This is a genomic window from Streptomyces sp. ID05-26A (assembly GCF_033794685.1).
Taxonomy (GTDB): Bacteria; Actinomycetota; Actinomycetes; order Mycobacteriales; family Pseudonocardiaceae; genus Lentzea.
Map to the genome: position 1 here is coordinate 2,460,556 of NZ_JARAYZ010000002.1, position 25,060 is coordinate 2,485,615.

A 25,060-nucleotide genomic window follows, 5' to 3' on the forward strand; every position below is an offset into this window, starting at 1 on the left:
CGATCAGCCGGTGACGTTCTTCAACCGGTAGGGCTTGTACTTGGTGTTCTTCAGGCCGTACGTGAGCACGCGGTGGTCGGTGCCGTGGCTGCCGCGCTGCTCGTAGGCCATGTACTGCGACTTGTCCGCCTTCGTCCACTTCTCGAAGATCACGACGTGGCGGAAGTCGTCGCCGGGTTCGTCGACCGGGTCGATGAAGAGATCACCGGGTTTCATGTCCGCGATCTTGATGGGCGTCGTGTACTTGCTGGTGGCGAGAGCGACCGTGTTCGGTCCGCCCTTGGGATTCGCGTTGCCCAGAGTCGCGGCCATCGAGACGAATCCCGAACAATCCTGCCGATACCCGTCCTTCCAGTACTTCGACATGCTGTACGGCACCTGCTTGCCGTTGTTCGCGGTCAGCCAGACGGCCGCCCGCTTGAGCAGGTCAGCCCTGCTGATCTGCGCTTCTGCCGTCGCGGACGCCGCCGGAGCACCCACGAGGGTGAACGCGAACAACGCAGCGATCACAGCTGAAATGAATTTCACCATTTCCCCCTGCATCGAGAAGAGCGAATCTCGTGGCTCCACCGGAGCACGGGGCGGGAAGCGGCGTCAAGGATCGTTCCGGGAACAGGCGGACTTCTCCGACTTTAGTGTTAATCCGCTCAAGTCCGAGGCCCCACCATCGGGGGAACTAAGCAGATCGGCTTTGCGGGGTCAGCACTTCGTTGATGGAATCGAGCGAGATCCCGAGGGCGCCCGCGAGCGCGGCGATGGTGAAGAACGACGGCGTGGGAGCGCGTCCCGTCTCGATCTTGCGCACGGTCTCGGCGGACAGGCCGGCGCGGGCCGCGATCTCGACCATGCTCTCGTCACCGCGGGCGTCCCGCAGCATCTGACCGAGCCGCCTGCCGCGCTCCCGTTCCAGTGAAGTCAGGGGGATGCGCACCATGCCTGCGGATTCTACGCGAATCAGACGCCTGAGGTGACGTGAGAAAAGTCCGTTGCGAGGCTCGACGATCCCGACGTAGGTTCGCGGTACACACGAGAGGAGGTGGTCCGAAGTTGTATAGCAACAGGACTCGTGAGGTGGCTGTCCGATAGGACCGCCTTTTGGTGACGCCTAGTCGTAAACCCAGGCAGCCACCCGGCCCCCGGACTTCGAGCGCTGGTCCCGCTCGGCCTGCACACGCAGGAGTCGTCCGGGGGTTGTCCCGTTTCAGGGCTTCCCGACGGCCACCAGATCGGCCACGAAGGCGTCGAACGCCTCGGTGAAGTTCTCCGCCCGCACCACGGACGACGGGTGCACGGTCACCCCGACCCGCAGGCCCTCGTGCTCCAGCACCTCACCGCGGTGCTCGGTCAGCTTGAACGACGGCCCCAGCACCGCCTTGGCCGCCACGGCCCCCAGCACGACCACGATCCGGGGCTTCACCACCCGGATCTCCTCGCGCAGCCACGGGAAGCACGCCACGACCTCGCCGCGCCGGGGCGTCTGGTGGATCCGGCGCTTGCCCCGTTCGGTGAACCGGAAGTGCTTCACCGCGTTCGTCAGGTACGTCTTCGCACGATCCATGCCCGCGGCCTCGAACGCCTTGTCCAGCAACCGCCCGGCCGGGCCCACGAAAACGTGACCGTCGGTGTCCTCGCGATCACCGGGACACTCGCCCACCATCATCACCCGCGCCGGTACGGGCCCCTCGCCGAACACGGTCTGCGTGGCGTCCTCGAAGAGGTCACACCCACGACACCCCTTCGCCGCAGTACGAAGCGCCGCCCAGCTCTTCCCCTCGGGGACGAACTGGGCGGCGCCCACGATCTTCTTACTTGGCGGACTTGAAGGCATCCTTGACCTTCTCGCCGGCCTGCTTGAGTGAGCCCTTGGCGCGCTCGGCGCGGCCCTCGGCCTGCCACTGCTCGTTGCCGGTGGCGTCGCCGACGGCTTCCTTCGCGCGGCCCTTGAGCTCTTCCGCCTTGTTCTCGAACTTCTCATCGGCACCCATGCAACTCGGTTACCCGGCGAGCACCGTCCGAAACAGTTGATAAGGTGATCACTCGCGGTTGAGAACCCAGCCGCAAGCCGGTGTGACGGCTTGCTCTGGGTGTGCCCGCCCTTCGCAATGCAGCTCCAGAGCCCGTCATGGTCACACCGGCATGCCGCTGTGACCATGACGACGCGAAAGGAGTCGGCGGTGTCGTCCGCGAGAATCACCGCCCTCGAGGCCGAGGTGGCGGGGCTGCGCAAAGCTCTGGTGTCCCGGACAGTCATCGGGCAGGCCACAGGCCTGATCGCCGCACGCAAACCCTGCACACCCCAGCAGGCGTTCCAGCTGTTGGTGCACATTTCCCAGCACCACAACATCAAGCTGCACGTCGCCGCCGACCGGCTGGTGACGGCGTTCGTGCACGCGCAACTAGGACGGCCCGTCGACCTGGCCGACCAGATGCTGTGGGATCACGCCGACGCGACCACCGCGAACGAATCCGGTGAGAGCGACGACGGGATCGCCGAGGAAGTCAGCAGCACGTCTCCTTGAGGCAGCGGGACGGGGGTCGTGCCGAGGTTCACCACCACGCGGACCGCTCCGCGGTGCAACACGAAGCACTCCCCGTCCTGCACCACGGTGAAGCGGTCCAGCCTCGGGTCGGCCAGCTCCGGGCGGGAGCGGCGCAACGCGATCAGCGCCCGGTAGGTCTCCAGCACCTTCCCGTGCTCACCCTCACGGACCTCGTCCCAGCGCAGCCGCGAGTTCTCGACGGTCTGCGGCGACATCGGGTCCGGAACGTCCGATTCACCCCATCCGTGCCGCGAGAACTCACGCCGCCTGCCGGTGCGGACGGCCTCCGCGAGGTGCTGGTCCGGGAACGACGCGAAGAACTGCCACGGCGTCGACGCCGCCCACTCCTCCCCCATGAAGATCATGGGGGTGTAGGGCGAGCACAACACCATTGCCGCCGCGCACAACAACTTCCCCGTGGACACGGTCGCGGGCAGCCTGTCCCCCGTGGCCCGGTTGCCGACCTGGTCGTGGTTCTGCGTGTACGCCAGGAACCGGTGGCCCGGGATCAGCGCGGTGTCGACCGGCTTGCCGTGGTGCTTCCCGCGGAACGACGACCAGGTGCCGGCGTGGAAGAACACCTTCTCCAGCGTGTTCTTCACGGCTCCGGGCGCCGCGAAGTCCTCGTAGTAGCCGAACGTCTCACCCGTCAGTGCGACGTGCAGGCAGTGGTGCAGGTCGTCCGACCACTGCGCGTGCAGGCCGTAGCCGCCGCCTTCGCGCGCTGTCACCAGCTTCGCGTCGTTCAGGTCGGACTCGGCGATCAGCGTGAGCGGACGGCCGACGGACGCGGAGAGCGCGTCCACCTCGACGGCCAGCTCTTCGAGCACGTGCGTCGCCCGCTGGTCCGCCAGGGCGTGCACGGCGTCGAGCCGCAGCCCGTCGACGTGGAAGTCCCGCAGCCACTGCAGCGCGTTGTCGATGACGTACCGGCGCACCTCGTCGGAGCCGGACCCGTCCAGGTTCAGGCCGGGACCCCAGTCGTTGCGCCCGGCGAAGTACGGCCCGAACCTGTCGAGGTACGCGCCGGACGGCCCGAGGTGGTTGTAGACCACGTCCAGCAGCACGGCGAGACCTCGGGCGTGGCAGGCGTCCACGAGCCGCTTGAAGCCGTCCGGGCCTCCGTACGGCTCGTGCACGGCACCCCACAGCACGCCGTCGTAACCCCAGCCCTCGACGCCGTCGAAGCTGTTGACCGGCATGACCTCGACGAACGAGACGCCGAGGTCCACCAGGTGGTCGAGCTTGCCGATGGCCGCGTCGAACGTGCCCTCCGGCGTGAACGTGCCGATGTGCAGCTCGTAGATCACACCACCCGGCAACGCCCGGCCGGTCCACCCGCTGTCGGTCCACGCGAACTCGTGGCGGTACACCCGGGATGCCTCGTGCACCCCGTTCGGCTGCCACAACGACCGCGGGTCCGGGTACGCGTTCCCCTCGATGACGAACGCGTAGTCGGTGCCCTCGGCGTCCGACGACCACCAGTCGCCGTCGCGCTTCATCTCGTGGTCGAAGCCGTCGACGCGCACGTGCACCGACTCGGGCGCCGGCGCCCAGACGGAGAAGCTCACTGATCCCCCTGCACCAGCAGCGCTACCGGATAGGTGTCGAGCAACGAGGCCAGGTCCGCGGTCGCCGGACGCCCGGTGAGGACGTCCGTCCACTTGGTACCCGGCAACGGCAGAACCGTGTCCTGCCAACCCTTCTGCTCCAGCCCGACCGGCAGCCGCGTCGCCACGGTGATCACACCGGAGCGTTCGAACGCCAGCACGTGCTCGGCGGCCGGGCCCTCGGCGTGCAGCGGGCGGTAACCGTGCAGCCCGCGCTTGCGCACGTGCAACGCCTTCTGCACCACGAGGAGCTTCGCCGCGCCCGAGTCGTCGACCTCGGGCAGCCAGCCGGACTCGATGCGCGCCAACAGGTCCCGGCGCACGTCGTAGTCGACCGGCCGGCGGTTGTCCGGGTCGACCAGCGAGAAGTCCCACAGTTCGGTGCCCTGGTACACGTCCGGCACGCCGGGCGCGGTGAGCTGGACCAGCTTCTGCCCCAGCGAGTTCGACCAGCCGGGAGCCTTGAGCCGTTCGGCGAACGCGGCGACCTCGGGCTCGTTCAACACCTTCGCGGGCCACGCGGCCACCTCGGCGTCGAACTCGGCGTTCCGGTCGACCCACGACGTCTTGATCTTCGCTTCGCGGGAGGCCTTCTCCAGGTACTGGCCCAGGCGCTCCTCGGTGAGCGGCCACGCGCCGACGAGCGACTGCCAGGCCAGCCGGTTCAGCGACGGCTCGGAGAGGCCGTGCTTCGCGCTCATCGCGGCCTCGAACGCCAGGTACTCGTTCGGGATCTCCGCCAGGACGGCGAGCCGCGCCCGGACGTCCTCCGAGCGCTTGGTGTCGTGCGTGGACAGCGCGGTCATCGCGGCCGGCTCCGCCGACTCACGCCGGGCCGCACGCTGGTGGAACTCGCCGACGGGCAACCCGAAGCGGTCCGGCGAACCGCCGACCTCGTTGAGCGCCACGAAGTTCGTGTACCGGTAGAACGCGGTGTCCTCGGTGCCCTTCGCGACGACCATGCCGGACGTCTGCTGGATCCTGGTCGCCAGCTCACCGTGCGGGTCGGCGCGGACCTGCTCGTCCAACGCGCGCACAGCGGACGACTTCGACAGCGCGACCGCGGTCTCCCAGTGGCGCAGACCTTCCGGCAGGTACGACCGGTACACCGGGAAGTTGACCATCACCTCGGCGACGGCCCGGCACGCGTCCTCGAACTCGACGCCCTGCACCAGCCGGGCGATGCGGCGCACCTCGGCCACCAGGATCGAGTCCGCGACCTGCTGCCGTGACGCGTGTTCGATCTCGTGGAAGTCACCGCTGAAAGCATCCCTGGACGCGATGAACACGCCGCAGATCTCACGCAACGCGTCGTAGCCCGTGGTGCCGTCGACCGGCCAGCTCTGCGGCAGCGACTCGTCCGGCCCGAGGATCTTCTCCACGACGAGCCAGCCGTCGAAGTGCTCGCGCAACCGCCGGAAGTAACCGCCGGGGTCGGCGAGCCCGTCCGGGTGGTCGATGCGCAACCCCGTGACACCCCACGACAACACCGCCCGGTGCGTCGCCTCGAACACCTCCGGGTCCTCGACCCGGATCGCCGCGAGCTCGGTGATGTCGAAGAACCTGCGGTAGTTCAGCTCCGTGTTGCCACGCCGCCAGTTCGCCTTCAGGTAGTGCTCGTGGACCTCGTCCTCGGCGTCCTCGCCGAGCACCGGCAGCAGCACCTTGCCCGACGACCAGTCGATGTCGAAGAACCGCGCGTACTTCGAGGCCTGCCCGTGTTCGAGGACGTCCTCCCACCACGGGTTCGGCACGACCATGTGGTTCGGCACGATGTCCACGACCAGCCCGAGGTCGAGCTCCTCCAGGCGGGCCTGCAGCGCGACCCGCCCGGTGTCGCCACCGAGCTCGGGACGCGCCTTCGTCGGATCGGTGACGTCGTAGCCGTGCGTCGAACCCTCCCGCGCGTCGAGCATCGGCGACGCGTACAGCGCGCCGACGCCCAGGCGCGCCAGGTAGTCCGCGACGGCGGCGGCGTCGGCGAAGGTGAAGGACGGGGTGAACTGGACGCGGTACGTCGAGGACGGCGCGCCCATCAGCCCACCCGCTGCAGCACGACGAGCGACCGCGCGGTCAGCGTGAGCTGCCCGGACGCCGCCACCGGCTTCTCACTGCCGCCGACCTGACCGGTCGTGGTGTCCACGACGACCCTCCACTCCGGACCGTACTCGGCCTCCGGCAGCGTCACCTCGATGTCCTCGTAGTGCGCGTTGAACGCCATGAGGAACGAGTCGTCGGTCACGCGCATGCCACGCGAGTCGAGGTCGGGGATGCCCTCGCCGTTGAGGAAGACGACGATGCACTTGCCGAGGTCGTCCTCCCAGTTCTGCTCGGTCATCTCCTCACCGGCGGGCGTGAACCACGCGATGTCGCGCAGCTCGTCACCCTTGCGGATCGGCCGCCCCGCGAAGAACCTGCGGCGCCGGAACACCGGGTGCGCCTTGCGGAACGCGGCGAGCGCCGAGGTGAACTCGGCGAGCTCGGCGTTGGCCTCCAGCAACGACCAGTCGACCCACGAGACCTCGTTGTCCTGGCAGTACGCGTTGTTGTTGCCGTTCTGCGTGCGGCCGAACTCGTCGCCGTTCACGATCATCGGCACGCCCTGCGAGAGCAACATCGTCGCCATCAGGTTGCGCCGCTGCCGGCGCCGGAGCGTGAGGATCTCCTCGTCGTCCGTCGGGCCCTCGACACCGCAGTTCCAGGACCGGTTGTGGCTCTCGCCGTCCTGGTTGTCCTCGCCGTTGGCCTCGTTGTGCTTGTCGTTGTACGACACCAGGTCGTTCAGCGTGAAGCCGTCGTGCGCCGTCACGAAGTTGATCGACGCGTACGGCCGGCGGCCGTCGTCCTGGTAGAGATCGCTGCTGCCGGTGATGCGCGACGCGAACTCACCGAGCGTCGCCTGCTCACCGCGCCAGAAGTCCCGCACGGTGTCGCGGTACTTGCCGTTCCACTCCGTCCACAGTGGAGGGAAGTTGCCGACCTGGTACCCACCGGGACCGACGTCCCACGGCTCCGCGATCAGCTTGACCTGCGACACCACCGGGTCCTGCTGCACGACCTCGAAGAACGTCGCCAGCCGGTCCACGTCGTAGAACTCGCGGGCCAGCGTCGCCGCGAGGTCGAACCGGAAACCGTCGACGTGCATCTCGGTGACCCAGTACCGCAACGAGTCCATGATGAGCTGCAACGTGTGCGGAGACCGCACGTTCAGCGAGTTACCGGTACCCGTGTAGTCCGTGTAGTACTTCGGGTCGTCGTCTTCCAGCCGGTAGTACGACTCGTTGTCGATACCGCGCATCGACAGCGTCGGCCCGAGGTGGTTGCCCTCCGCCGTGTGGTTGTAGACGACGTCGAGGATGACCTCGATGCCCGCCTGGTGCATGGCGCGCACCATGCCCTTGAACTCCTGCACCTGGTTGAGCGGCAACGCCGAGTAGCCGTCGTGCGGCGCGAAGAACCCGATCGTGTTGTAACCCCAGTAGTTGCTGAGCCGGCGCTCCTGCAACGTGTGATCGTTCACGAACTGGTGAACCGGCATCAGCTCGACCGCCGTGATGCCCGTCTTGATGAGGTGATCGATCATCACCGGATGCGCGAGACCCGCGTACGTGCCACGCAGGCGCGGCGGGATCTCCGGGTGGTCGATGGTGAGACCGCGAACGTGCGCCTCGTAGATGACGCTCTCGTTGTACGGCGTCTTCGGCAGCCTGTCGTTCGTCCAGTCGAAGAACGGGTTCACCACCACGGACTTCGGCACGTGGGGCGCGGAGTCGGTGTCGTTGCGCTCGTCCGGCGAACCGAACTTGTACCCGTACAGCGCCTCGTCCCACGCCATGCCGTTCGAGATGGCCTTGGCGTACGGGTCGATCAGCAGCTTGTTGGGGTTGCACCGCAGGCCGCGGGAGGGGTCGTGCGGACCGTGCACGCGGTATCCGTACCGCTGGCCGGGACCGATGCCCAGCAGGTAGCCGTGGTGGACGAAACCGTCCACCTCCGGCAGCCTCACACGTGTCTCTGTGCCGTCGTCGTCGAAGAGGCAGAGCTCGACGTACTCCGCGACCTCGGAGAAGAGGGCGAAATTCGTGCCTACGCCGTCATATCCAGCGCCAAGCGGGTAGGGCCTACCAGGCCAGGGTCGCACGATGCTGTTGCTCCTCGTCACAGAGAACTAGCTACCCGCCGACCCTATCCATCTAATCCTGGTTAAGCATCACACTCGTTCGTGTGCAAGAACCAGCTGCCCACGTGCGGCCGTGAGCAAGGTGCGCGCCTCCTGGATCTCCACGTACTTCAGGTGTTCACAAGCCGCCTCCGCGCACGCCAGGGCGTACTGCAAGGCGGTGTTGTCCTCCACGGGACCTGCGTCCCGCAGCGCGTCACGCAGCGATTCCTCCGCGCGCCGTGCCCCGACCACCGGGTCGCCGAGTGCGGTCGGTCTCACCGAAGCGAGAACCTGTTCGACGGCCAGTTCAAGCACGCCGGTCGATGTCCGCGTGCCCACGGCTGAGCTCATTTGGTACGCCACCTCCAAGAACGTTCGTCTTCCGCCGTCCGGTGACGGCCTTACAATACCCCTCAGGTCTATGACCTGCCGTTACGCAAAAGTTTCATCTTTCGCGGTTGCGGAGTGGCCGGGTTACTTCCCGGACCCGTGGGAAAAATTCGTCCAGCGCCACGGGTAGGGGAATTCTCCAGTTCGGGTGCTCGTCGATCGTGCCCGGCACGTTGGGCTGCCGGGTTTCCCGCAGAGCGTCCTGAGGTGAAGTCAGGACCAACGCGCAGGGTGACTGCGCGAGCAGTTCGTGGGCGCCCTCGACCCGGTCCGCCGCTGTGACGCCCTCCTGGCGCATCAACTCGTCGAAGTCGGGGCCGTCCGGGCCCGCGAAGAACGTCGCCGCGGTCGGCAGGTCGTGCGTGGAGATGCTGGCCATCTGGTTGGGATTCCACTGCGACGGCGGGATCAGGGGGTGGCCCTCGGCGTAGTAGTCGCGCTGGAAGTAGAGGACGGCGCTGGTCAGCATGCCGTTCTCCTGCAAGGTCTTGGTGACGATCGGCTCGACCGTGCCGAGGTCCTCGCCCACCACGACCGCGCCGGCCCGGTACGCCTCCAGCGCGAGCACGCCGAGCATGGCGTCCGCGTCGTAGTGGACGTACGTGCCGCGCGACGGCGGCTCGCCCGGCGGGATCCACCAGAGCCGCCACAGGCCCGCGACGTGGTCGATGCGGATGCCGTCCGCGTGCTTCAGGACGCTGCGCAGCACCTGCCGGAACGGCCGGTAGCCGGTCTCGGCGAGCCGGTCGGGGCGCCACGGCGGCAGGCCCCAGCCCTGGCCGTCCGCGCTGAACTGGTCGGGGGGCGCGCCGACCGTGACGTCGATGGCGAACGCGTCCGCGTCGGCGAAGGTGTCCGCGCCGCCGGGGGCGACGCCCACCGGGAGGTCGTGGATGACGCCGATGGCCATGCCGGCCTCGTGCGCGGCGAGCCGCACGTCCTGCAGCTGGCGGGTGCAGAGGTGCTGGAGCCAGGCGTAGAAGCCGACCCGTTCCGCGGGCGGTGCCTCGTGGCCCTCCGGCCACTCGCGCCAGTCCGCGCCGTGGATCTCGGCGAGCGCGCAGTAGGTCGCGAACTTCTCCAGGTCGGCGTCCATCTCGACCTCGCCGCCGGGGAAGAGCAGCTCGAGGGCCTGCTTCTTCGCCTCCCAGACGGCGTCGTAGTCGATCAGGTCCTGGTTCTCGGGCTTGAGGTCGCGGATGAGCTGCCGGGTGCGCGGGCAGGCCGACAGGAACTCGGCGGTGTCGGTGACGCGCAGGTACAGCGGGTTCGCGAACCGGCGGGTGGTCGGCGAGTACGGCGAGCGTTCGACGGGGTGCGTCGGTGCCGGGGCCTGCACGGGGTTGACCAGCACGACGCCGGCGTCGAGTTCGAGGGACGAGCGGCGCGCGATCGTGGCGAGGTCGGCGAAGTCGCCCATCCCCCACGACTCCTTGGAGCGCGCGGCGTAGAGCTGCAGCATCCAGCCCCAGGCGTGCGGGACGTCCGGCAGCGTCCTGGGGGCGACGGCGAGCGTGACGGTCTGCTCCGGCGTCACCACGCGGTGCCAGCCGAGCGGTACCGAGTCGGGCAAGTGCCGTTCGACGGCGAACGAGGTGCCGTCCTCGAGCTCGACGGTCGCCGGCCCCTGCAGGTCGTACGTCTCGTACTCGCGGATGACGATCGTGGGCGGGAGCTTCTGCTCGGCCCGGCGCCGCTCGACGTCGGCGAGCGCGCGGGCGACCGAGTCCTCAGTGGACGCGTCGACACCGAACTGCGCGAGGACCTTGACGACGACCTCGGGATCGACGACGACCTCTTGCTGGTCCGCGTTTTCGTACCGAGTGGCCACACCCCATGCGTCGGCCAGCCGCGCCACCAACTTCTCCACGACTACAAGCTATGTCACAGCCCGGTCCGCATTACCAGAGCAAATGGTCCCTGGTCACCCGAAGGGTGCAGGCCGGTCGGGACACCTACGCAGAGATGCATTTACTTAGACATCCGATGCTTCACCTGGAATAGACACGACCGCTTCGACCTCGACGAGAAAGTCGGGCCCGAACAACGCGGCGACCTGAACCAGCGTGCTGGCCGGGTTGGGCACGTCCCCCAGCGCGGGACGCAGGATTTCGTCACGGACGTCGCGAATGGTCTGAACCTCCGACGCGTCCATGACGAACCAGGTGAACTTGACGACATCCGACCAGTTCGCGCCCAAACCTCGAATGATGTGATGAAGATTGCCGAGCGCCTGCCGCGTCTGCGCCGCCAGGTCGTCCACCCCGACCACGCATCCCCTGGCGTCGACCGCGACCTGACCGGAGACGAACGCGAGCGTGCCGGTGACCGTCACGGCGTGGGCGTAGCCGGGGGTGGTGGGCAGGTCGGGCAGTTCGGTCAGGCGCTGGGGCATGGCGCCACAGTACTCAGGCAGCGGGTCCGCTCGAGTTGCGCACGACCAGCCGCACCGAGTGCTCCGCCGGTTCGATCTCCCCGCCTCTGATCAGCGTGAACAGGTCGGCCACCGCCCGCTCCCCCTGCTCCTTGGCGGCTCCCTCGACGGAGGTCAGCCCGACGACGCGGGTGAGCTCCTGCCCGTCGAGCGACACGATCGACACCTCGTCCGGCACCGCGCGCCCGTCCCGCTGCATGCGCAGGAAGATCCCGACGGCCGCGGCGCCGTTCGAGCTGATCACCGCGGTGGGCAGGCGTTCGCCGTCGAGCAGCACATCGACCACCTGCTCGCCGCCGTCGACGGTCGGCGAGCACCACACCGTCCACTCGGGACGCACGGAGAGTCCGGCGGCGACCAGGATCTCGTCGTACGACTCGTCCACTCCGTCGGCGAGCACCAGTGCCACCTCGCGGTGTCCCAGGGTCAGCAGGTGGGTGACGGCGGTCCGCAGCGCGTGGCGGAGATCGGTGTCGTCGACCGTGACGTGCGGGACCTCCAACGACTCCAGCGCCGTCTGTTCCGCTGAGGACAGCGACATCGACAGCAGCAGCACACCGTCCACACGGCGGCCGAGCGGCAGCTCGTCGAAGAACTTCGCGCGCGCGTCCGCGTCGCCCAGGACGTAGAGCAGCACGTCGTAGCCGGCCTGCCGCAACGCGCCCTCCGCGCCCGCGAGCACCGGGCTGACCTCGGACGTCAGCACCGCGATCGCGTACCGGCGGCCACCGGCCAAAGAGGAGGCGTCGCGGGCGATCGCGTACTTCATCCGCCGCGCGATCTCGCTCACGTGCTGCCGGGTCGCCTCGGACACGCCCGGTTCGCCACGCAGGGCACGCGATACGGTCGCAGCGGACACCCCTGCGGCCTTGGCCACGTCGGACATGCTGGTCACGGCCCGAGCGTATTGGAGATCCATGAAGCCCGGCGACCTCGCCCCCGACTTCTCCCTGCCCGACCAGGACGGCACCGAGCGCAAGCTGTCCGAACTGCTCGAGGACGGCCCGGTCGTGCTGTTCTTCTACCCCGCCGCGATGACGTCCGGGTGCACGGCGCAGAGCTGCCACTTCCGCGACCTCGCCGCCGAGTTCGCCGAGGCGGGCGCGCAGCGCGTCGGGATCTCGATGGACGACGTGGCCAAGCAGAAGCAGTTCGCCGAGCTGAACGGCTTCGACTACCCGCTGCTCTCCGACGTCGCGGGCGAGGTGGCGGAGCAGTTCGGCGTGAAGCGCCGGTTCGGCATCACCCCGGTCAAGCGGCACACGTTCGTCATCGGCGCCGGCCGCGAGATCATCGAGGTGATCAAGAGCGAGTTCTCCATGAACGCGCACGCCGACAAGGCGCTGGCGGCTCTCAGGAGTCGGTGATCGTCAGCACGCCGTAGGGCCCGGAAGCCTTGCCCTCGCGGACAGTGGTGCCGTCGACGGTGTACTTGCCGTGCACCTCGGCGCCGTCCGGGCCCGCGACCACCACGAGCATCACGGACTTCGAGGCGTTGTCGGCGGGCACCTCGACGGTGCGCGTCCACGGCAGCGTCACGCCCGGCTCGTTGTGGATGGACGTGCCGACGGTCGCGGTGACGTTGAAGGCCTTGCCGGTGCCGGTCACCTCGAACACGACGACCCGTTTCGCGGGTGCGGCGGGCTGTTCGGGCACCACCGCGGGCGGCGGCGGCCCTGCTTCCGGCTCAGCCTGCTGAACGGCGTCGCGCACCGCCTCCACCGCACGAGGCCCGTACATCACGCCGCCGACGGCCAGCAGCGCGAGGACGAGCAGGAAGATCCACGGGCCCTTCCGCGTCTTGGGCGCGTCGCCGTACAACGGCGGTGCGACGCCGTACTCCGGTGGCTGCTGCGACATGGTGACCCCCTTGTCAGTGAGGTCGATCCGCTGTCTCCCGCCGTTACCGGACGGCCGCGCGCAGCCGTCCCGCGAGCTCCAGGTACTCCTCGACGGATCCAGCGGTCTGCTGGAAGTCGGCGAACACCTCGTCCACGACCCCGTCGACCGTCCGCACGTAGTCCGCGACCTGCCCGATCGTGCCGGTGTGCGGCACGTGCGCCGGATCGGCCTTCTCGGCCGTGATGTGCGGGTTGATCCGCAACGGACACCGCAGCAGGTCGGGATCGCGGCCGAACGCCGAGGCCTGCTTGCGCATCGACGCGATGGTCGCGGTCAGCATCGGCAGCGGCAGGCCGACGGCGAGCCAGCCGTCCGCACGCCGTGCGATGCGCGTGAACGCGGCCGGCACCAGCCCCGCGAGCAGCACCGGCGGACGCCGGACCGGCTTGGCCTTCACGACCGACTCCGGCACCGTCCACAACGGACCTTCGTGCCGCACGACGTCGCCGGACCAGAAGGCGTCCAGGACGTCGAGCGTCTCCTCCAGCCGGGCGCCACGACCCTCCCACGGCACCCCCACCGCCTGGTACTCGTCACGCGACCACCCGACACCGATGCCGAGGTCGATCCGGCCGCCGCTGACCTGGTCGAGCGTGGCCACGGTGCGGGCGAGCAGCGCGGGTGGCTGCCACAGCGCGTTGAGGGTGCTCGTGCCGAGCCTGGCTCGCGAGGTCGTCGCCGCCACCGCGGCGAGCAGGGTCAGCGGGTCCAGGAAGTTCTCGTACTCGGGCGGGATCACGCCGTCGCGGCTGACGTAGCGGTCGCGCGGCGCGGTCGGGAGCAGCAGCCGGTCCCCGACCCACAGGCTGTCGAACCCCATGGCCTCGGCCTCGGCGGCGACCCTCAGCGTGAGAGCGGGGTCGGCGAAGCGGCCGTACTGGGGCAGGGCGAGTCCGAGTTTCACGCGGCCAGCCCCGCCAGCACGAAGTCGCCGATCTCCCCGGCGAGCTGACCAGGCGTTTTCGGTCCGTCCGGCCGGAACCACATCGGCAGCTGGTTCACCACGCCGAGCGCGATCCGCACGACCGTGTCGGCGGGGACGAGCGAGCTGAACTCGCCGTCCGCCTGCCCCTTCTCCACGACCGCGAGGAACGTCTCGTGGTAGCGGCGGCGTTCGGCGCGGAAGTCCGTCATCCGGTCCTCGCCGAGCCGGTGCAGCTCGCGGACGAACACCGCCGTCTCGTCGACCCGTTCGGCCGTCGAGGTGACGAGAGACGCCAGGATCTCGCGCACCGTCTCGCCGGCGGGCAGGCCGAGGCCGATGATCCGGTCCATGTCGGCCGCCTGGGCCGTGATCAGCAGCCGGTAGATCTCGAAGAGCAGGTCGTCCTTGGAGCGGAAGTAGTGGTAGAGCGCGCCCTTGGTGATACCGGCGGCGTTGACGACCTCCTGCACCGAGGTCGCGTCGTAGCCCTGCGACGCGAACAGGCGCACGGCCGCGTCGATGATCTTCTGCTCGGTCGCGCTGGACATCGGCTACCTCTGGGGTGCGAGCGCCCGCACCTGCTCGACCTGGTCTCCACCGGTCGGGAGCAGCGCGATGATCGGGGTGTCGACGCCGTTCGCCTGGTACTCGGCCACGCGGTCGCGGCACTGGTCGGCCGACCCGTGCACGACCAGCGCGTCCACGACCTCGTCCGGGATCGACTTCGACGCGGCCTTGCGGTCGCCCGCGGCCCACGCCTCGTGCATCGGGCGCAGCGCCTCGCCACGGCCCAGCCAGTCGTGGAACGCCGCGTAGGCGGGCACGGTCAGGTAGGTGCTGATCAGCATGCGTCCCAGCGCCCGTGCGGCGTCGGCGTCCTCGGTCGGGCAGACGAAGATCCGGGCCGCGAGCTCGGCGTCGCCCAGTTCCTCGCGCACCTGCGGCACGTCGGAGGCTGCCAGCCAGTTCGTGATCGCGCCGTCCGCCTCACGTCCGGCCAGGCGCAGCATGTTCGGGCGCAGCGCCGCGAGCATGATCGGCACCTTCTCGGCCGGCGGGCGCTCCAGCTTGAAGCCCTTCACCGAGAACGTGTCGTAGTCGGCGGAGACCTTCTCCCCCGCGAGCGCGGACTTCAGGAAGCGCAGCGTGTCGCGGGTGCGCTTGAACGGCTCCTCGAACGGGATCGCGTTCCAGCGCTGCACGATCGCGGGCGACGACGAGCCGATGCCCAGCACGAACCGGCCACCGGTCACCTCCGCGAGCGTCGCGGCGGTCATCGCCAGCGTGGCGGGGCCGCGCGTGTAGACGGGCGCGATCGCCGGGCCGAAACGCAGTTCGGAGGACCACTGCGCGGCCAGGGCGAGTGGTGTGAACGCGTCGGTGCCCGTCGTCTCGGCCGACCACACGTCCGTGTAGCCGAGCCCGGCGAGCTCGGACACCAGCGCGCGGTGCTCCAGCACCGGCACGCCGATCAGCGGCAGCGTGATTCCCCAACGAGCCATGAACGCCTCCCGGTCAGCAGCTTCGCCGCCACCCTACCGACCGGTCGGTATGCCCACAACCTCACCTCTTGCGGGCCATGGTCAGCCCGTCCGCGATGGGCACCAGCACCGACTCCACCCGCGGGTCGGTGCGCACGAACCTGTTGAAGGCGTCGATCGCGGCGGCGTTGCCCTCCGGCTGGTCGGCGGCGGCCTCGCCGTAGTAGAGGGTGTTGTCGGCGAGCAGCAGGCCGCCCTGCCGGACGCGCGGCACCAGCAGGTCCCAGTAGTGGACGTACCCGACCTTGTCCGCGTCGATGAAGACCAGGTCGATGACCGGTTCCTCCGGCATCTCGGCGAGCGTCTGGGCGGCCGCCCCGAGTCTCAGCTCGATCCGGTCGCGCACGCCCGCCGCCTGCCACGCCTCCTCGGCGATCGCGGTCCACTCGGGCGAGACGTCGCAGGTGATGACCTTGCCGGACGGGGGAAGCGCCTGCGCGAACGCCAGCGTGGAGTACCCGGTGTAGGTGCCGACCTCGACCACGGTCTGCGCGCCGGTGAGCTTGACCAGCAACGACAGCAGCACCGCCTGCTCGTGCGGGATCTGCATCTCCGCCGAGTCGCCGAGCTCCAGCGTGCGGGCGATGAGCTTCTCCTGCACCGCGCTGGGCCGGCCTGCCTGCTCGCGCACGTAGCGGTAGATCTGCGGGGTCATGACCACGGCCTTGAAGTCGTTCACGCGCGGCCTTCTCTCATAGTCGGGTGGCGAACTTTCTGAGTGTCTCTCCGCACTCGCTCCCCAGCGGGCGTTTCGCGAGGTCGTGACCGATCGCGGACAAGACGGCGGCGCGGTGGGCGCGGTAGCGGCTCACGCACACGTTCTCCCGGCTGACGAGGAAGAACTCGTCGAACCGGGCGCGCTCGGCGTCGGTGGTGGTCGTGCGCGACCGGCCGGACTCGCGCAGCAGCGACGGGCCGCCGGGCACGAGTCTGCGCATGACCTCCATGTGTGCCAACAGGTTCGCCTTGCTCGCGGAGGAGAGCGGTTGCGCCGCCACGGGCCCCAGTGCGGCACGAGCCCGGCGCAACAGGCCGGGCAGGGGCTCGTAGTCACGTGCCCACCGCCCGCTGAACGCCGGGTCGAACGTCACCATCATCGGCCGGATGACGTCCTCGTACATCTCACGGGAACAACTGCCCGAATAGGCGAGCATCACCGAGTACGCGTCGTATCCAAGCGCAGTCAGGCCGACTGACTGCGAATCAGGCTCGCGTATCAGCCGATCGAGTGAAGCCGAAAGAAACTTCCAGACCAGAAACGCGCCGTGATGGCCGAGAAACCACCGGTGCACGGCGTGTTCCACCGGATCCTCCGGGGTGCGGATGGAGATCGGCAGCTGGAAGCAGCCGTTCGCGCACGGAATCAATTCCGTGCCCGGCATCGGCATCCGCAGCACGGGCAGGTCCACCCAGGTGTGCCCCCACGCGGGGAGACAGACGGGAGCACTCATCAAACACCCTCCACTTCGGACACGAGGGCGTCGAGGACGTCCGCCACCCGGCCCAGCGAGACGTCCAGTGGCCGATCTTCCACGATCGGCGGCACCTCCAGCGCCAGCCGGTCGAACACCGCCGCGAGCCGGGGCGCCTGCGGGCGGCGCGCGCCGACGTGCACGGCCTGGCGCAACGCGAGCGCGACCCCGGCGTGCAGGTACCGCAACAGCTTCGCCTGGTCCAGCGCGGTGAGCGCGGCCTGCGTGCCGAACGGCACGACGTCCTGGTTGTGCAGGTTCGTCGGCAGGCTCTGCATGGAGGCGGGCGCGGCGGCCCTGCGCATCGCGGCGACGGTGGCGGTCATCGAGAGCTGCACGCCCTGCAACGCGTGGTGCTGACCGGGCAGCGGGCTCAGCATCGGCGGCAACCCGTTGCTGCGGTGAGGATCCACCAGCAGGTCCAGCTGGCGTTCGGCCAGGTTGCCCAGCTGCACCAGGGCGACGTTGAGCTGATCGGCCGCGAAAGCGCTGGGCTGGCCGAAGAAGTTGCCGCCGTGCACGACCTCCCCGGTCTCCGGGAAGAACAACGGGTTGTCGCTCACGCCGTTCAGGTCGCGGCGCACCACCTCGTCCGCGTGCCGCACGCTCGTGCCGGCCGCGCCGATCAACTGTGGTGTGCAACGGATGCTGTAGGGCTCCTGCAGCGACCGTTCGCCCGACGGTGTGCTGCCCTCGAGCCACGTCCTGATGGACGCACCCGTTTCAGCGACGTCCGGATGCCCGAACGCGGCCAGTAGTCCAACCGACATGAACTCGGTGCCGCATCCCAGCACGTCGGTCATCAAGGCGGACAACAACTCCGCCGTGCGGTGTGCCCTAACTGCCTGCGCGACAGCGAGTCCGAGCGCCGCAGCCGTCACCGAGATGCCGTTCACCAACGCGAGCGCGTCCCGTCCGTCGAGCACGAGTGTGTTCAGCCCGGCCCGTGTAAGCGCTTCCGCAGCGGGCATCAGTCTTCCTTGGAAGAACGCGTTGCCGTTACCACGCAACGCATGTGCCACATAGGCCAGCGGCTGGAGATCACCACTGGCTCCGACCGAGCCCAATCGTGGTACGGCTGGGGCGAATTCGGTGTCCAGCATGGCAGTCAGCGAGTCCACGACCTGCTGGGACACTCCAGATCGCCCTTGCGCCAACGAGAAAAGCCGGGCGAGCACGGCCGCACGAGCCACGGCCGGCGGTAACAGTTCACCGTGGCCGACTATGAGGTGGATTATGGTGTTGTCGCACTGACCGGCGCTGTCCGCGCGGCCCGCGAACTCCACCAGCGGGCCGAAACCCGTTGTGACACCGTAGATCGCGCGTCCGGACGCGCTGACTTCGAGCACGAACTCGCGACACCGCGCGATCCGGTCGCGCACGTCCGCCGGCAGTACGACGTGCAGCGGGTCGCGGGCGAGTTCGAGCTGCGCCGGTTCGAGGTGCGCGGCCAGATTCAGGGCAGCAGAAGAGGTTCCGACAGGCACGATGCCTCCTGAGGACTGTGGGGAGCCACTCGCGACGATCCCGGTAGACCAGTCAGCGAGGAAGGGCCTTATGTACGCACTAAGCGAGGAAAATTTCTCAGCTCCGCGCAGGCACCTTCAAGCCGCCAGGGAGGTGATCGAACTCTCCGCGCACGATTCGGCCCAAAAGATCGGTGGACTGGTCCACTGGGGTGAACCTGTCGTCACCGCAAGAGAATGTCCTTTCACACCAACGACAACGGTGATCGGCAGCCTCACCGCGAGCCGTCCCTCAGGAGACGGCGCGGGATCTTGCCTGAAACGGACCTCTTCAGCTCTCGCACGGACTCAACCTGGCGGATCCGCACGCGGGGCGCCACCTCGGCCACCGCGACTCGTCCATCACGACGTCGCCTTGCGTGACCACGAAGGCCCGGGGAATCGCTCCGTTGACCCGAATGGGGCGCGCTGTCACCGCCTCGAACGCGGCTTTCCCTTGTGCCGGGCTCGAACACGGCCACGCCGCCGTGCGTCGTGCACGACGGCGTGGCCGGAGACTACCGGGACTTCTCGTGATCAGGCGGCCGAGTTACAGGCTCACACCGCGCTCGGCGAGCCAGCCGACCGGGTTGATCTTCTGACCGCCGGCGGCCCACACCTCGAAGTGCACGTGCGGCCCGGTCGACTGCCCGCGGTTGCCGATCGTCGCGATCTGCTGCCCGGCCTTGACCTTGGCGCCCTGCGGCACGTCGATGGTGTTCATGTGCCCGTAGACGGTGATGGTGCCGTCGTCGTGCTGAACGCGAACCCACAGCCCGAACCCGGACGCGGGCCCGGCCTCGACGACCGTGCCGTCCATGACGGAGACGATCGGCGTGCCGATGGCGTTCGCGATGTCGATGCCGTTGTGGCTGGTCCCCCACCGGGCACCGAAGCCGGACGTGAACGACCCCTGGGCGGGCCGCACGCACTTGGGCCGCTTCGCCTCTTCCTCGGCGGCGACACGGGCCGCCTCGACCTTGGCGGCCTCCTGACGCTGCGCGTACGCGCCCTCGGCGGACTTGAGCGCCTCGGCGACGTGGAACTGCGCCTGGATCTGCTCGGCCTGCAGGAGCTTGCGAGCCTCGGACCCGGTCGCGACGGAGTGAATCGTCTGCGGACCCTGCTGCTGCGGCGGCGCGGTCATCGCCGCGGCGAGGTTCTTCGTGGCCGCCACAGGGGCGATGATGCGATCGACCGGGCTGACGGTGGTGGCCGCCTGGGCGAAACCGGCGCCGGCAAGGGCGCCCGCGGCGACAACCACCGCGACGGCCTTCTTGCGGTCCAGGTCCACTCTGGTGATGACGTCGACCAGCGGACCCTTCGCTCGATGCCGTGCCAAAACTGCCTCCATGCACTCGGGGGAGTTCGGCAACCGCGCTGCGCCTGGCGTCGGGGGCCTGGCTGCGGGCTTCGGGGGCCCGGTGGTGGACTGGACCGCTTCGGGGGCGTTCCGTGTCCTTGCGGTTATCGAACCGTGACATGCGGCGCAGAACGTAACCTCGCGTGACCGACGCGGGCAAGCGAAGTGGGGGTTCAGGTGATTAGGCCCACTGCTGGTCACTTTGGGTAATCACCTGGTTCAGGGCATGGTCACCGCGTTCTGAACCAATCCCCGGGCTGGTGTTTGTACTGGTCAGTCGCTTTATCGTGAAAGGTTTGCCGGGGACGGGGGCGGGGACGAACGGCCTCGGGGTGGTCACTTCGGGTGGTCGAGGTCGTTTGGGCACGCCCGTGCCTGGCGGGAGTACGGGGCTTGCGTTGAGGCGTCGGGTTCCAGCGGGATGGCCGGCCTGTACGGGTCGCGTCACCTTGCGTGGGTGGTTGCGCGGGCAGACACGAGCCGGTGCCGGTCATCGCCGCTACCCGGTCCACTCCGCCTGCCCGCTCAGCACCGCCCCTGCCCCACCAGACCGACGCACCTGACCCGACCCGACCCCTCCCGGCCTGCCCACACAGCCCCTCGCGAACCGTCCCGACCAGCCCCACGCAACACAAAGGGCCGCCGGACGCACCTGGCGTCCGACGGCCCCTGACCGAGCGAGACTTACTTGTACCTGGCAGCCGCCGGCGGCAGCGGAGCCACCGGCAGACCCTCGTGGATCACCTTCATCGCGTTGAACCAGGTGGGTGCCGCGACCTGGCCACCGAACACACCCGACCTGCTACCGCCGCACAGGCGGATCGGGTTCGCGCAGATCACCTCGGGGCGGTTGCCGTCGGCGTAGGTCATGACGGCGCCCGCGTACTGCGGGGTCGCGGCCAGGAAGGCGACCGACTTGTGCTCTTCGGTGGTGCCCGTCTTGCCGATGGTCGGGCGGTTCCAGCCGCTGCCGCGAGCCGCGTCGGCCGCCGTGCCGCTGCCGGTGGTGTCGTGGGACATGCCCTGGGCCAGCGAGTTCGCCAGGTCGGAGTTCACGGCCTGCTCACAGGGCAGTTCCTTGAGCTGCATCGGCTTGCCGTAGCGGTCGACGACCTGTTCCACCGGGCTCGGCGGGCACCAGGTGCCGCCGGAGACGATGGTCGCCGCCACGTTCGCCAGTTCGAGGACGCTGGTGGCGCCCGGGCCGAGGGTGTAGGAGCCCGCGTTGTTCTGCTTCGTCCAGTCGCCCTGCGACGGGCCGTTCGACTTGTCCTGCTTCAGGGGCTCGCCCGACCGGTTCGCGCCCTGGAGGGTTTCGCGCATGCCCAGGCGGTACGCCATGTCCACGGTCTGGCTGAGGCCCGCCTTCTCCTGCAGGATCACGAAGCCCGTGTTCGGGGACTGCGCGAGGGCCTGGGTCAGCGTCATCTTCTCGCCGTAGGTGCCCGCGTTCTCGACCTTCCACGGCGCGCCACCGTTGGGGTAGACCCTCGAGTAGTAGACCTTCGGGACGTCCATCGGCTTGTCGATGCCGATGACGTTGCGTTCGAGGGCCGCGGCGGCGGTGAAGATCTTGTTCACCGAGCCCGGACCGAACGGCAGGACCTCGGCGGGCACGGGGCGGGCGACCTGGCCGAGCTCGGCCTTGTTGCCGTAGTCGCGGGAGGCGACGAGGGCGCGCACGCGGTGCTTGTCGGTGCCCGGCTGCACGACGGACATGACGTTCGCGATGCCGTTCTGGGTCTTCGGCACCTGCTGCTCGGCCGACTGCTTCGCGGCCTTGGTGGCCTTCGGGTCCATCGTGGTCTTGATGGTGAGGCCGCCGCGCTGCAGTTCCTTGTTCGTGATGCCGGCGGTGCGCAGGTAGTCGAGCAGGTAGTCGCAGAAGAAGCCGTAGATCGGGCCGTCACCGGAACCGACGCAGCCCTTGGGCAGGATCTGCAGGTCCTCGACGATGCCCATCGGCTGGGCCTTGAACTCCTCGGCCTTCTTCTTCGCCTCGGTCTCGTCGGCGCCGAACGCGCCGTTCTCGCGCATCTTGTCGATGACGATGTTGCGGCGCTCCAGCGCCTTCTCCGGGGAGGCGCCGGGGTTGAGCGAGGAGGGCCGGTTCGCGATCGCGGCGAGCAGCGCGGCCTGCGGGACGGTCAGCTTGTCGGCGGTGGTGTTGAAGTACGCCTTCGCCGCCGCGCCGACACCGTAGGTCTGGTTGCCCAGCGGCACGATGTTGAGGTAGCCGGTGAGGATCTCGTCCTTGCTCATCTGCTGCTCGAGCTGCAACGCGACGCGCGCCTCGCGCATCTTGCGGCCGATGGTCGCCTCGGTGGCCTTCTCCCAGGCTTCCTGCTCGTTGTCGGCGCCGAGCACGAACGCCATGTAGTTCTTCACGTACTGCTGGGTGAGCGTCGACGCGCCCTGCGTCGCCCCACCGTCCACACCGGCCTTGGCGGCGGCACGGGCGATGCCCTGCCAGTCGACGCCCTGGTGCTCGAAGAACCGTTTGTCCTCAATGGCCAGGATCGCACCCTTCATGGTGTCCGCGATGTCCTTGGACTCCAACGGGATGCGGTACTGGTCGTAGAGGTAGGCGATCGGGTCGCCGTTCATGTCCTGGATGGTGGTGACGAGCGGCAGCTCCCCCTTCGCGAGGTCACCCGACGTCTGGTCGACCGTGTCGGCCGCGCGGTTGGACGCGAGTCCGAGACCTCCGACGAACGGGAACACCATCGCGGCGAGGAGAACGCCCGCAGTCAGGCACAACCCCAGCAACTTGACCAAGCCTGACGCGCGTGCGGCGAACAACCCGCAACTCCTTCCGAGCAAATCCCCAGAGACTCTCTACACGTATAAGTCGCGCGGAAGGCCCATTAGGTTGCGTCCGCTGATCGACTGTTTTCCAACCTACCGGAGCAACCGCAGTCCGATCGTCGGGCTGGCCCTGCGCACCTCGACCCCCGCGTGGTCGGGAAGCAGGTCGTCGAGGAACCCGTACCGCGACAGCTCCTCGTCCGGCCGCCTGCTCACCGTCCGCCACCAGACCGCGATGTCTCCCCAGCCCGGAGCCGACAGCGAGCCACCGAAATGTTGCACGGACAGCGCGGCGCAGAGGTTCGCGAACCGCACCCGGTGTTCGAGTGGCCACCCGGCCAGAGTGCCCATCACGAACCCCGCGCCAAACACGTCACCGGCACCTGTCGCGTCGAGTTGCGCGACGTTCAGGCCCGGCACGTCCACGCACTCGCCGGTGGCGCTGTCGACGGCGACCGCTCCCCCGCCGCCACGTGTGACGACCACCACGGGCACGTGCTCGGCGAGCCTGCGCGCGGCGGCCTCGGGCGTGTCGGTGCGGGTGTAGCCCTGCGCCTCCACGTGGTTCGGGAGGAACACGTCATATCCGTCGAGCCGGCGCAGCAGCTCGGGTGACCAGGCCCCGGTGCGGTCCCAGCCGATGTCGGCGAACAGCAGAGCGCCGTTCTCCTTCGCCGTGCGCACCCACTGCTCGTCCTCCGCCTGGATGTGCACGAAGCACGCTTTGGTCGTCGGCGGCGGCGCGAAGAGGTCGTCCGCGATGACGGGCGACTTGTGCCCGTGCGTGACCATGCTGCGGTCGCGTTCCATCGCCATGGACACGGTCACGGGCGAGTGCCATCCGTAGAAGCGACGACAGTAAGAGAGGTCGACGCCCTCCTGGTCCGCGAGCACGTCCCAGCAGAAGTCGCCGTACGCGTCCTCGCCGAACGCCGCCGCGAGCGCGGTCTTCAGTTCGAGCCGGCGCAGCGCCACCGCGAGGTTCGCGATGCCTCCGGGACACGACCCGAGGCCGTCGGCCCACACCTCGGTCCCCGGCTCCGGTGGGCGGGGCAGGCCGGTGAAGATGATGTCGAGGAACACGGTGCCGGTGAGCAGCACGTCGTAGGCGGGTTCGGCGCCGGGGTCAGCCATGGGTAGACCTTGCCACCCGCGGCCGGTGATCATGCGTTAGAAACGTCCGCATGGCGGTGCCGCTCAGGAAAAACGTCCAGTTCCAGCTCCTCTGGCTGGGCAGCGCGGTCTCCCAGCTCGGCACCCAGCTCACGACGGTCGCGGTCCCCCTGCTGATCCTCGCGGTCACCGGCTCGCTCTTCTGGGCGGGCGTGATCGCGGGCGTGCGGGCGGCGGCGCTGATCCTGACCCAGATGCCGGCGGGTGTGTGGGTGGACCGCTGGGACCGCGGCAGGGTCCTGGTCTGGAGTCAGACCACCCAGGCCGTGGCGGTCGCGGTGATGGCGGTCAACGTCGTCACCGGCCTCGACTCCATCCCCCTGTTCCTGGTGCTGGCGGCGGTGGACGGCGTCTGCACCGCGTTCACCGGCCCGGCCAGGGCCACCGCGATCAAGGAGGTCGTGCCCGCCGGCCAGCTCAAGGCCGCGTTCGCGCAGGAGGAGGCACGCACCCACGTGGCGTACCTGGCCGGGCCGTCCCTCGGCGCGCTGCTCTTCGGCCTGGGCCGCTCGGTCCCGTTCGTCGGCGACGCCCTGTCGTTCCTCATCGCGGCCGTGTGCGCCTGGTTCGCCAAGATCCCGCCACGCACCGAGCAGCGCGCACGTCAGCGCATGCTCCAGGACCTGCGCGAGCCGTGGACCTGGCTGTGGCACCAGCGCGGGCTGCGCAACATCATCGCGATCTTCCTGACCCTGAACCTGCTCGGCGCGGCCTCGATGCTCCCGATCATGTGGCTGGTCAAGGAGCGCGGCGGTTCCGACTGGCTCGTGGGCCTGGTGCTCACGGGCATCGGCGTGGGCGGTGTCCTGGGCGCCCTGCTGTCGCCCAAGGTCACCATGACGCCGGGCCGCCTGGTAGTCGCGGTGCTCACCCTGTTCGGCGCGAGCATGATGGCGATGGCACTCCCGTTCGGCGCGTGGTGGCCGTTCGTGCCTCTCATGCTCACCGCGATCGGCACGCCGTTGCTCAACGTCTCCGTGGGCGCCGTCTTCACCGCGTTGGTGCCCGACGAGCTGATGGGGCGCATGGACGCCTTGCTGAACTTCGCCAGCCGTGGGCTCACTCCCGTTGCCCCGGTGGTCGGGGCGCTGCTGGCGGACCTCGCCGGCGGCGCGGTCGCGTTGCTGACTTTCGGGGCGTTGGTGCTGGTCACGGCGATGATCGCGGGGTTCAGCGACCTGCGGACGTGAGAGTCTTCCGGCCAGCGGAAGCCCGGGCTTTGCGGCGGCACCGGG

24 protein-coding genes are annotated in these 25,060 nt (G+C 69.0%); 3 read left to right on the plus strand and 21 right to left on the minus strand.

The genetic code is table 11. The features are described 5' to 3' along the window. Positions 1-3: 3 nt before the first annotated feature. The 4 genes from PV646_RS26870 to PV646_RS26885 form a co-directional block, all read right to left on the minus strand. Complete coding sequence (locus tag PV646_RS26870; RefSeq protein ID WP_500344964.1) at positions 4-510, minus strand: hypothetical protein; 507 nt, start codon at positions 508-510, stop codon at positions 4-6. 166 nt (positions 511-676) lie between these two features. After that, positions 677-934 (minus strand): helix-turn-helix domain-containing protein, encoded by a 258-nt coding sequence (locus PV646_RS26875; RefSeq protein ID WP_189152492.1) that lies wholly within the window; start codon positions 932-934, stop codon positions 677-679. Between the two features lie 267 nt (positions 935-1,201). Continuing rightward, the gene (locus PV646_RS26880) at positions 1,202-1,828 is read right to left on the minus strand and encodes a UdgX family uracil-DNA binding protein (RefSeq protein WP_500344965.1); all 627 of its coding nucleotides are present in this window, start codon (positions 1,826-1,828) and stop codon (positions 1,202-1,204) included. Continuing rightward, the gene (locus PV646_RS26885; RefSeq protein WP_500344966.1) at positions 1,806-1,985 is read right to left on the minus strand and encodes a CsbD family protein; all 180 of its coding nucleotides are present in this window, start codon (positions 1,983-1,985) and stop codon (positions 1,806-1,808) included. Before PV646_RS26885 ends, PV646_RS26880 begins: the two co-directional genes overlap by 23 nt. 189 nt (positions 1,986-2,174) lie before the next feature. On the opposite strand from PV646_RS26885, the gene PV646_RS26890 reads away from it, so the two are divergent. After that, positions 2,175-2,519, plus strand: coding sequence for an ANTAR domain-containing protein (locus PV646_RS26890; protein ID WP_500344967.1), 345 nt, complete (start codon positions 2,175-2,177; stop codon positions 2,517-2,519). On the opposite strand, the gene treZ is transcribed toward PV646_RS26890, so the two are convergent. From treZ to PV646_RS26925, 7 genes are all read right to left on the minus strand, one after another. Continuing rightward, positions 2,438-4,111, minus strand: coding sequence for a malto-oligosyltrehalose trehalohydrolase (gene treZ, locus PV646_RS26895; protein WP_500344968.1), 1,674 nt, complete (start codon positions 4,109-4,111; stop codon positions 2,438-2,440). The two genes, PV646_RS26890 and treZ, sit on opposite strands and share 82 nt — an antisense overlap. Beyond that, positions 4,108-6,186 carry a malto-oligosyltrehalose synthase gene (treY, locus tag PV646_RS26900; RefSeq protein WP_500344969.1) on the minus strand — a complete coding sequence of 693 codons (2,079 nt, stop codon included), beginning with the start codon at positions 6,184-6,186 and terminating at the stop codon, positions 4,108-4,110. Before treY ends, treZ begins: the two co-directional genes overlap by 4 nt. Next, on the minus strand, positions 6,186-8,291 hold the full coding sequence (gene glgX / locus PV646_RS26905) for a glycogen debranching protein GlgX (protein ID WP_500344970.1): 2,106 nt from the start codon (positions 8,289-8,291) through the stop codon (positions 6,186-6,188). The genes treY and glgX overlap by 1 nt, the downstream gene beginning before the upstream one ends. A 69-nt stretch (positions 8,292-8,360) precedes the next feature. Beyond that, positions 8,361-8,663 (minus strand): hypothetical protein, encoded by a 303-nt coding sequence (locus PV646_RS26910; RefSeq protein WP_500344971.1) that lies wholly within the window; start codon positions 8,661-8,663, stop codon positions 8,361-8,363. A 94-nt stretch (positions 8,664-8,757) separates the two neighbouring features. Then, positions 8,758-10,572: a 4-alpha-glucanotransferase gene (locus PV646_RS26915; protein ID WP_500344972.1), complete on the minus strand. Its 1,815-nt coding sequence runs from the start codon at positions 10,570-10,572 to the stop codon at positions 8,758-8,760. A gap of 105 nt (positions 10,573-10,677) precedes the next feature. Continuing rightward, positions 10,678-11,097 (minus strand): RidA family protein, encoded by a 420-nt coding sequence (locus PV646_RS26920; RefSeq protein WP_500344973.1) that lies wholly within the window; start codon positions 11,095-11,097, stop codon positions 10,678-10,680. A 13-nt stretch (positions 11,098-11,110) separates the two neighbouring features. After that, complete coding sequence (locus PV646_RS26925; RefSeq protein ID WP_500345090.1) at positions 11,111-12,022, minus strand: LacI family DNA-binding transcriptional regulator; 912 nt, start codon at positions 12,020-12,022, stop codon at positions 11,111-11,113. A 31-nt stretch (positions 12,023-12,053) separates the two neighbouring features. Between PV646_RS26925 and PV646_RS26930 the strand changes: the two genes are divergently transcribed. Further along, positions 12,054-12,503, plus strand: coding sequence for a peroxiredoxin (locus tag PV646_RS26930; protein WP_500344974.1), 450 nt, complete (start codon positions 12,054-12,056; stop codon positions 12,501-12,503). Here PV646_RS26930 and PV646_RS26935 read toward each other — a convergent pair. The 10 genes from PV646_RS26935 to PV646_RS26980 all read right to left on the minus strand — a co-directional run bounded on the left by PV646_RS26935 (position 12,490) and on the right by PV646_RS26980 (position 23,786). Further along, positions 12,490-12,996, minus strand: coding sequence for an MmpS family transport accessory protein (locus PV646_RS26935; RefSeq protein ID WP_500344975.1), 507 nt, complete (start codon positions 12,994-12,996; stop codon positions 12,490-12,492). The two genes, PV646_RS26930 and PV646_RS26935, sit on opposite strands and share 14 nt — an antisense overlap. 43 nt (positions 12,997-13,039) lie before the next feature. Further along, on the minus strand, positions 13,040-13,942 hold the full coding sequence (locus tag PV646_RS26940; RefSeq protein ID WP_500344976.1) for a TIGR03619 family F420-dependent LLM class oxidoreductase: 903 nt from the start codon (positions 13,940-13,942) through the stop codon (positions 13,040-13,042). Then, a complete protein-coding gene (locus tag PV646_RS26945; RefSeq protein ID WP_500344977.1) occupies positions 13,939-14,511 on the minus strand; it encodes a TetR/AcrR family transcriptional regulator in 573 nt (190 codons plus the stop codon). Before PV646_RS26945 ends, PV646_RS26940 begins: the two co-directional genes overlap by 4 nt. A 3-nt stretch (positions 14,512-14,514) precedes the next feature. Next, entirely contained in the window at positions 14,515-15,465 is a 951-nt protein-coding gene (locus PV646_RS26950; RefSeq protein WP_500344978.1) for an LLM class F420-dependent oxidoreductase, read from the minus strand. A 61-nt stretch (positions 15,466-15,526) separates the two neighbouring features. Then, positions 15,527-16,183 (minus strand): O-methyltransferase, encoded by a 657-nt coding sequence (locus PV646_RS26955; RefSeq protein ID WP_500344979.1) that lies wholly within the window; start codon positions 16,181-16,183, stop codon positions 15,527-15,529. Between the two features lie 13 nt (positions 16,184-16,196). Further along, entirely contained in the window at positions 16,197-16,955 is a 759-nt protein-coding gene (locus PV646_RS26960) for a 3-methyl-L-tyrosine peroxygenase-related protein (protein WP_500344980.1), read from the minus strand. Continuing rightward, positions 16,955-18,463 carry an HAL/PAL/TAL family ammonia-lyase gene (locus PV646_RS26965; RefSeq protein WP_500344981.1) on the minus strand — a complete coding sequence of 503 codons (1,509 nt, stop codon included), beginning with the start codon at positions 18,461-18,463 and terminating at the stop codon, positions 16,955-16,957. Before PV646_RS26965 ends, PV646_RS26960 begins: the two co-directional genes overlap by 1 nt. 568 nt (positions 18,464-19,031) lie before the next feature. Next, a complete protein-coding gene (locus PV646_RS26970) occupies positions 19,032-19,823 on the minus strand; it encodes a M23 family metallopeptidase (protein ID WP_500344982.1) in 792 nt (263 codons plus the stop codon). Between the two features lie 705 nt (positions 19,824-20,528). Next, a complete protein-coding gene (locus PV646_RS26975; protein WP_500344983.1) occupies positions 20,529-22,646 on the minus strand; it encodes a transglycosylase domain-containing protein in 2,118 nt (705 codons plus the stop codon). A 99-nt stretch (positions 22,647-22,745) separates the two neighbouring features. Beyond that, on the minus strand, positions 22,746-23,786 hold the full coding sequence (locus PV646_RS26980; RefSeq protein WP_500344984.1) for a carbohydrate kinase family protein: 1,041 nt from the start codon (positions 23,784-23,786) through the stop codon (positions 22,746-22,748). A gap of 50 nt (positions 23,787-23,836) precedes the next feature. On the opposite strand from PV646_RS26980, the gene PV646_RS26985 reads away from it, so the two are divergent. Continuing rightward, a complete protein-coding gene (locus tag PV646_RS26985) occupies positions 23,837-25,015 on the plus strand; it encodes an MFS transporter (RefSeq protein WP_500344985.1) in 1,179 nt (392 codons plus the stop codon). Positions 25,016-25,060 lie beyond the last annotated feature (45 nt).

Coding starts and splice junctions, on each gene's coding strand:
- PV646_RS26880 (WP_500344965.1), bottom strand. CDS start 1,828: ATGCCTTCAAGTCCGCCAAGTAAGAAGATCGTGGGCGCCGCCCAGTTC.
- PV646_RS26920 (WP_500344973.1), bottom strand. CDS start 11,097: ATGCCCCAGCGCCTGACCGAACTGCCCGACCTGCCCACCACCCCCGGC.
- PV646_RS26875 (WP_189152492.1), bottom strand. CDS start 934: ATGGTGCGCATCCCCCTGACTTCACTGGAACGGGAGCGCGGCAGGCGG.
- PV646_RS26930 (WP_500344974.1), top strand. CDS start 12,054: ATGAAGCCCGGCGACCTCGCCCCCGACTTCTCCCTGCCCGACCAGGAC.
- PV646_RS26985 (WP_500344985.1), top strand. CDS start 23,837: ATGGCGGTGCCGCTCAGGAAAAACGTCCAGTTCCAGCTCCTCTGGCTG.
- treY (WP_500344969.1), bottom strand. CDS start 6,186: ATGGGCGCGCCGTCCTCGACGTACCGCGTCCAGTTCACCCCGTCCTTC.
- PV646_RS26980 (WP_500344984.1), bottom strand. CDS start 23,786: ATGGCTGACCCCGGCGCCGAACCCGCCTACGACGTGCTGCTCACCGGC.
- PV646_RS26945 (WP_500344977.1), bottom strand. CDS start 14,511: ATGTCCAGCGCGACCGAGCAGAAGATCATCGACGCGGCCGTGCGCCTG.
- PV646_RS26935 (WP_500344975.1), bottom strand. CDS start 12,996: ATGTCGCAGCAGCCACCGGAGTACGGCGTCGCACCGCCGTTGTACGGC.
- PV646_RS26910 (WP_500344971.1), bottom strand. CDS start 8,663: ATGAGCTCAGCCGTGGGCACGCGGACATCGACCGGCGTGCTTGAACTG.
- PV646_RS26925 (WP_500345090.1), bottom strand. CDS start 12,022: ATGTCCGACGTGGCCAAGGCCGCAGGGGTGTCCGCTGCGACCGTATCG.
- PV646_RS26960 (WP_500344980.1), bottom strand. CDS start 16,955: ATGAGTGCTCCCGTCTGTCTCCCCGCGTGGGGGCACACCTGGGTGGAC.
- PV646_RS26950 (WP_500344978.1), bottom strand. CDS start 15,465: ATGGCTCGTTGGGGAATCACGCTGCCGCTGATCGGCGTGCCGGTGCTG.
- PV646_RS26885 (WP_500344966.1), bottom strand. CDS start 1,985: ATGGGTGCCGATGAGAAGTTCGAGAACAAGGCGGAAGAGCTCAAGGGC.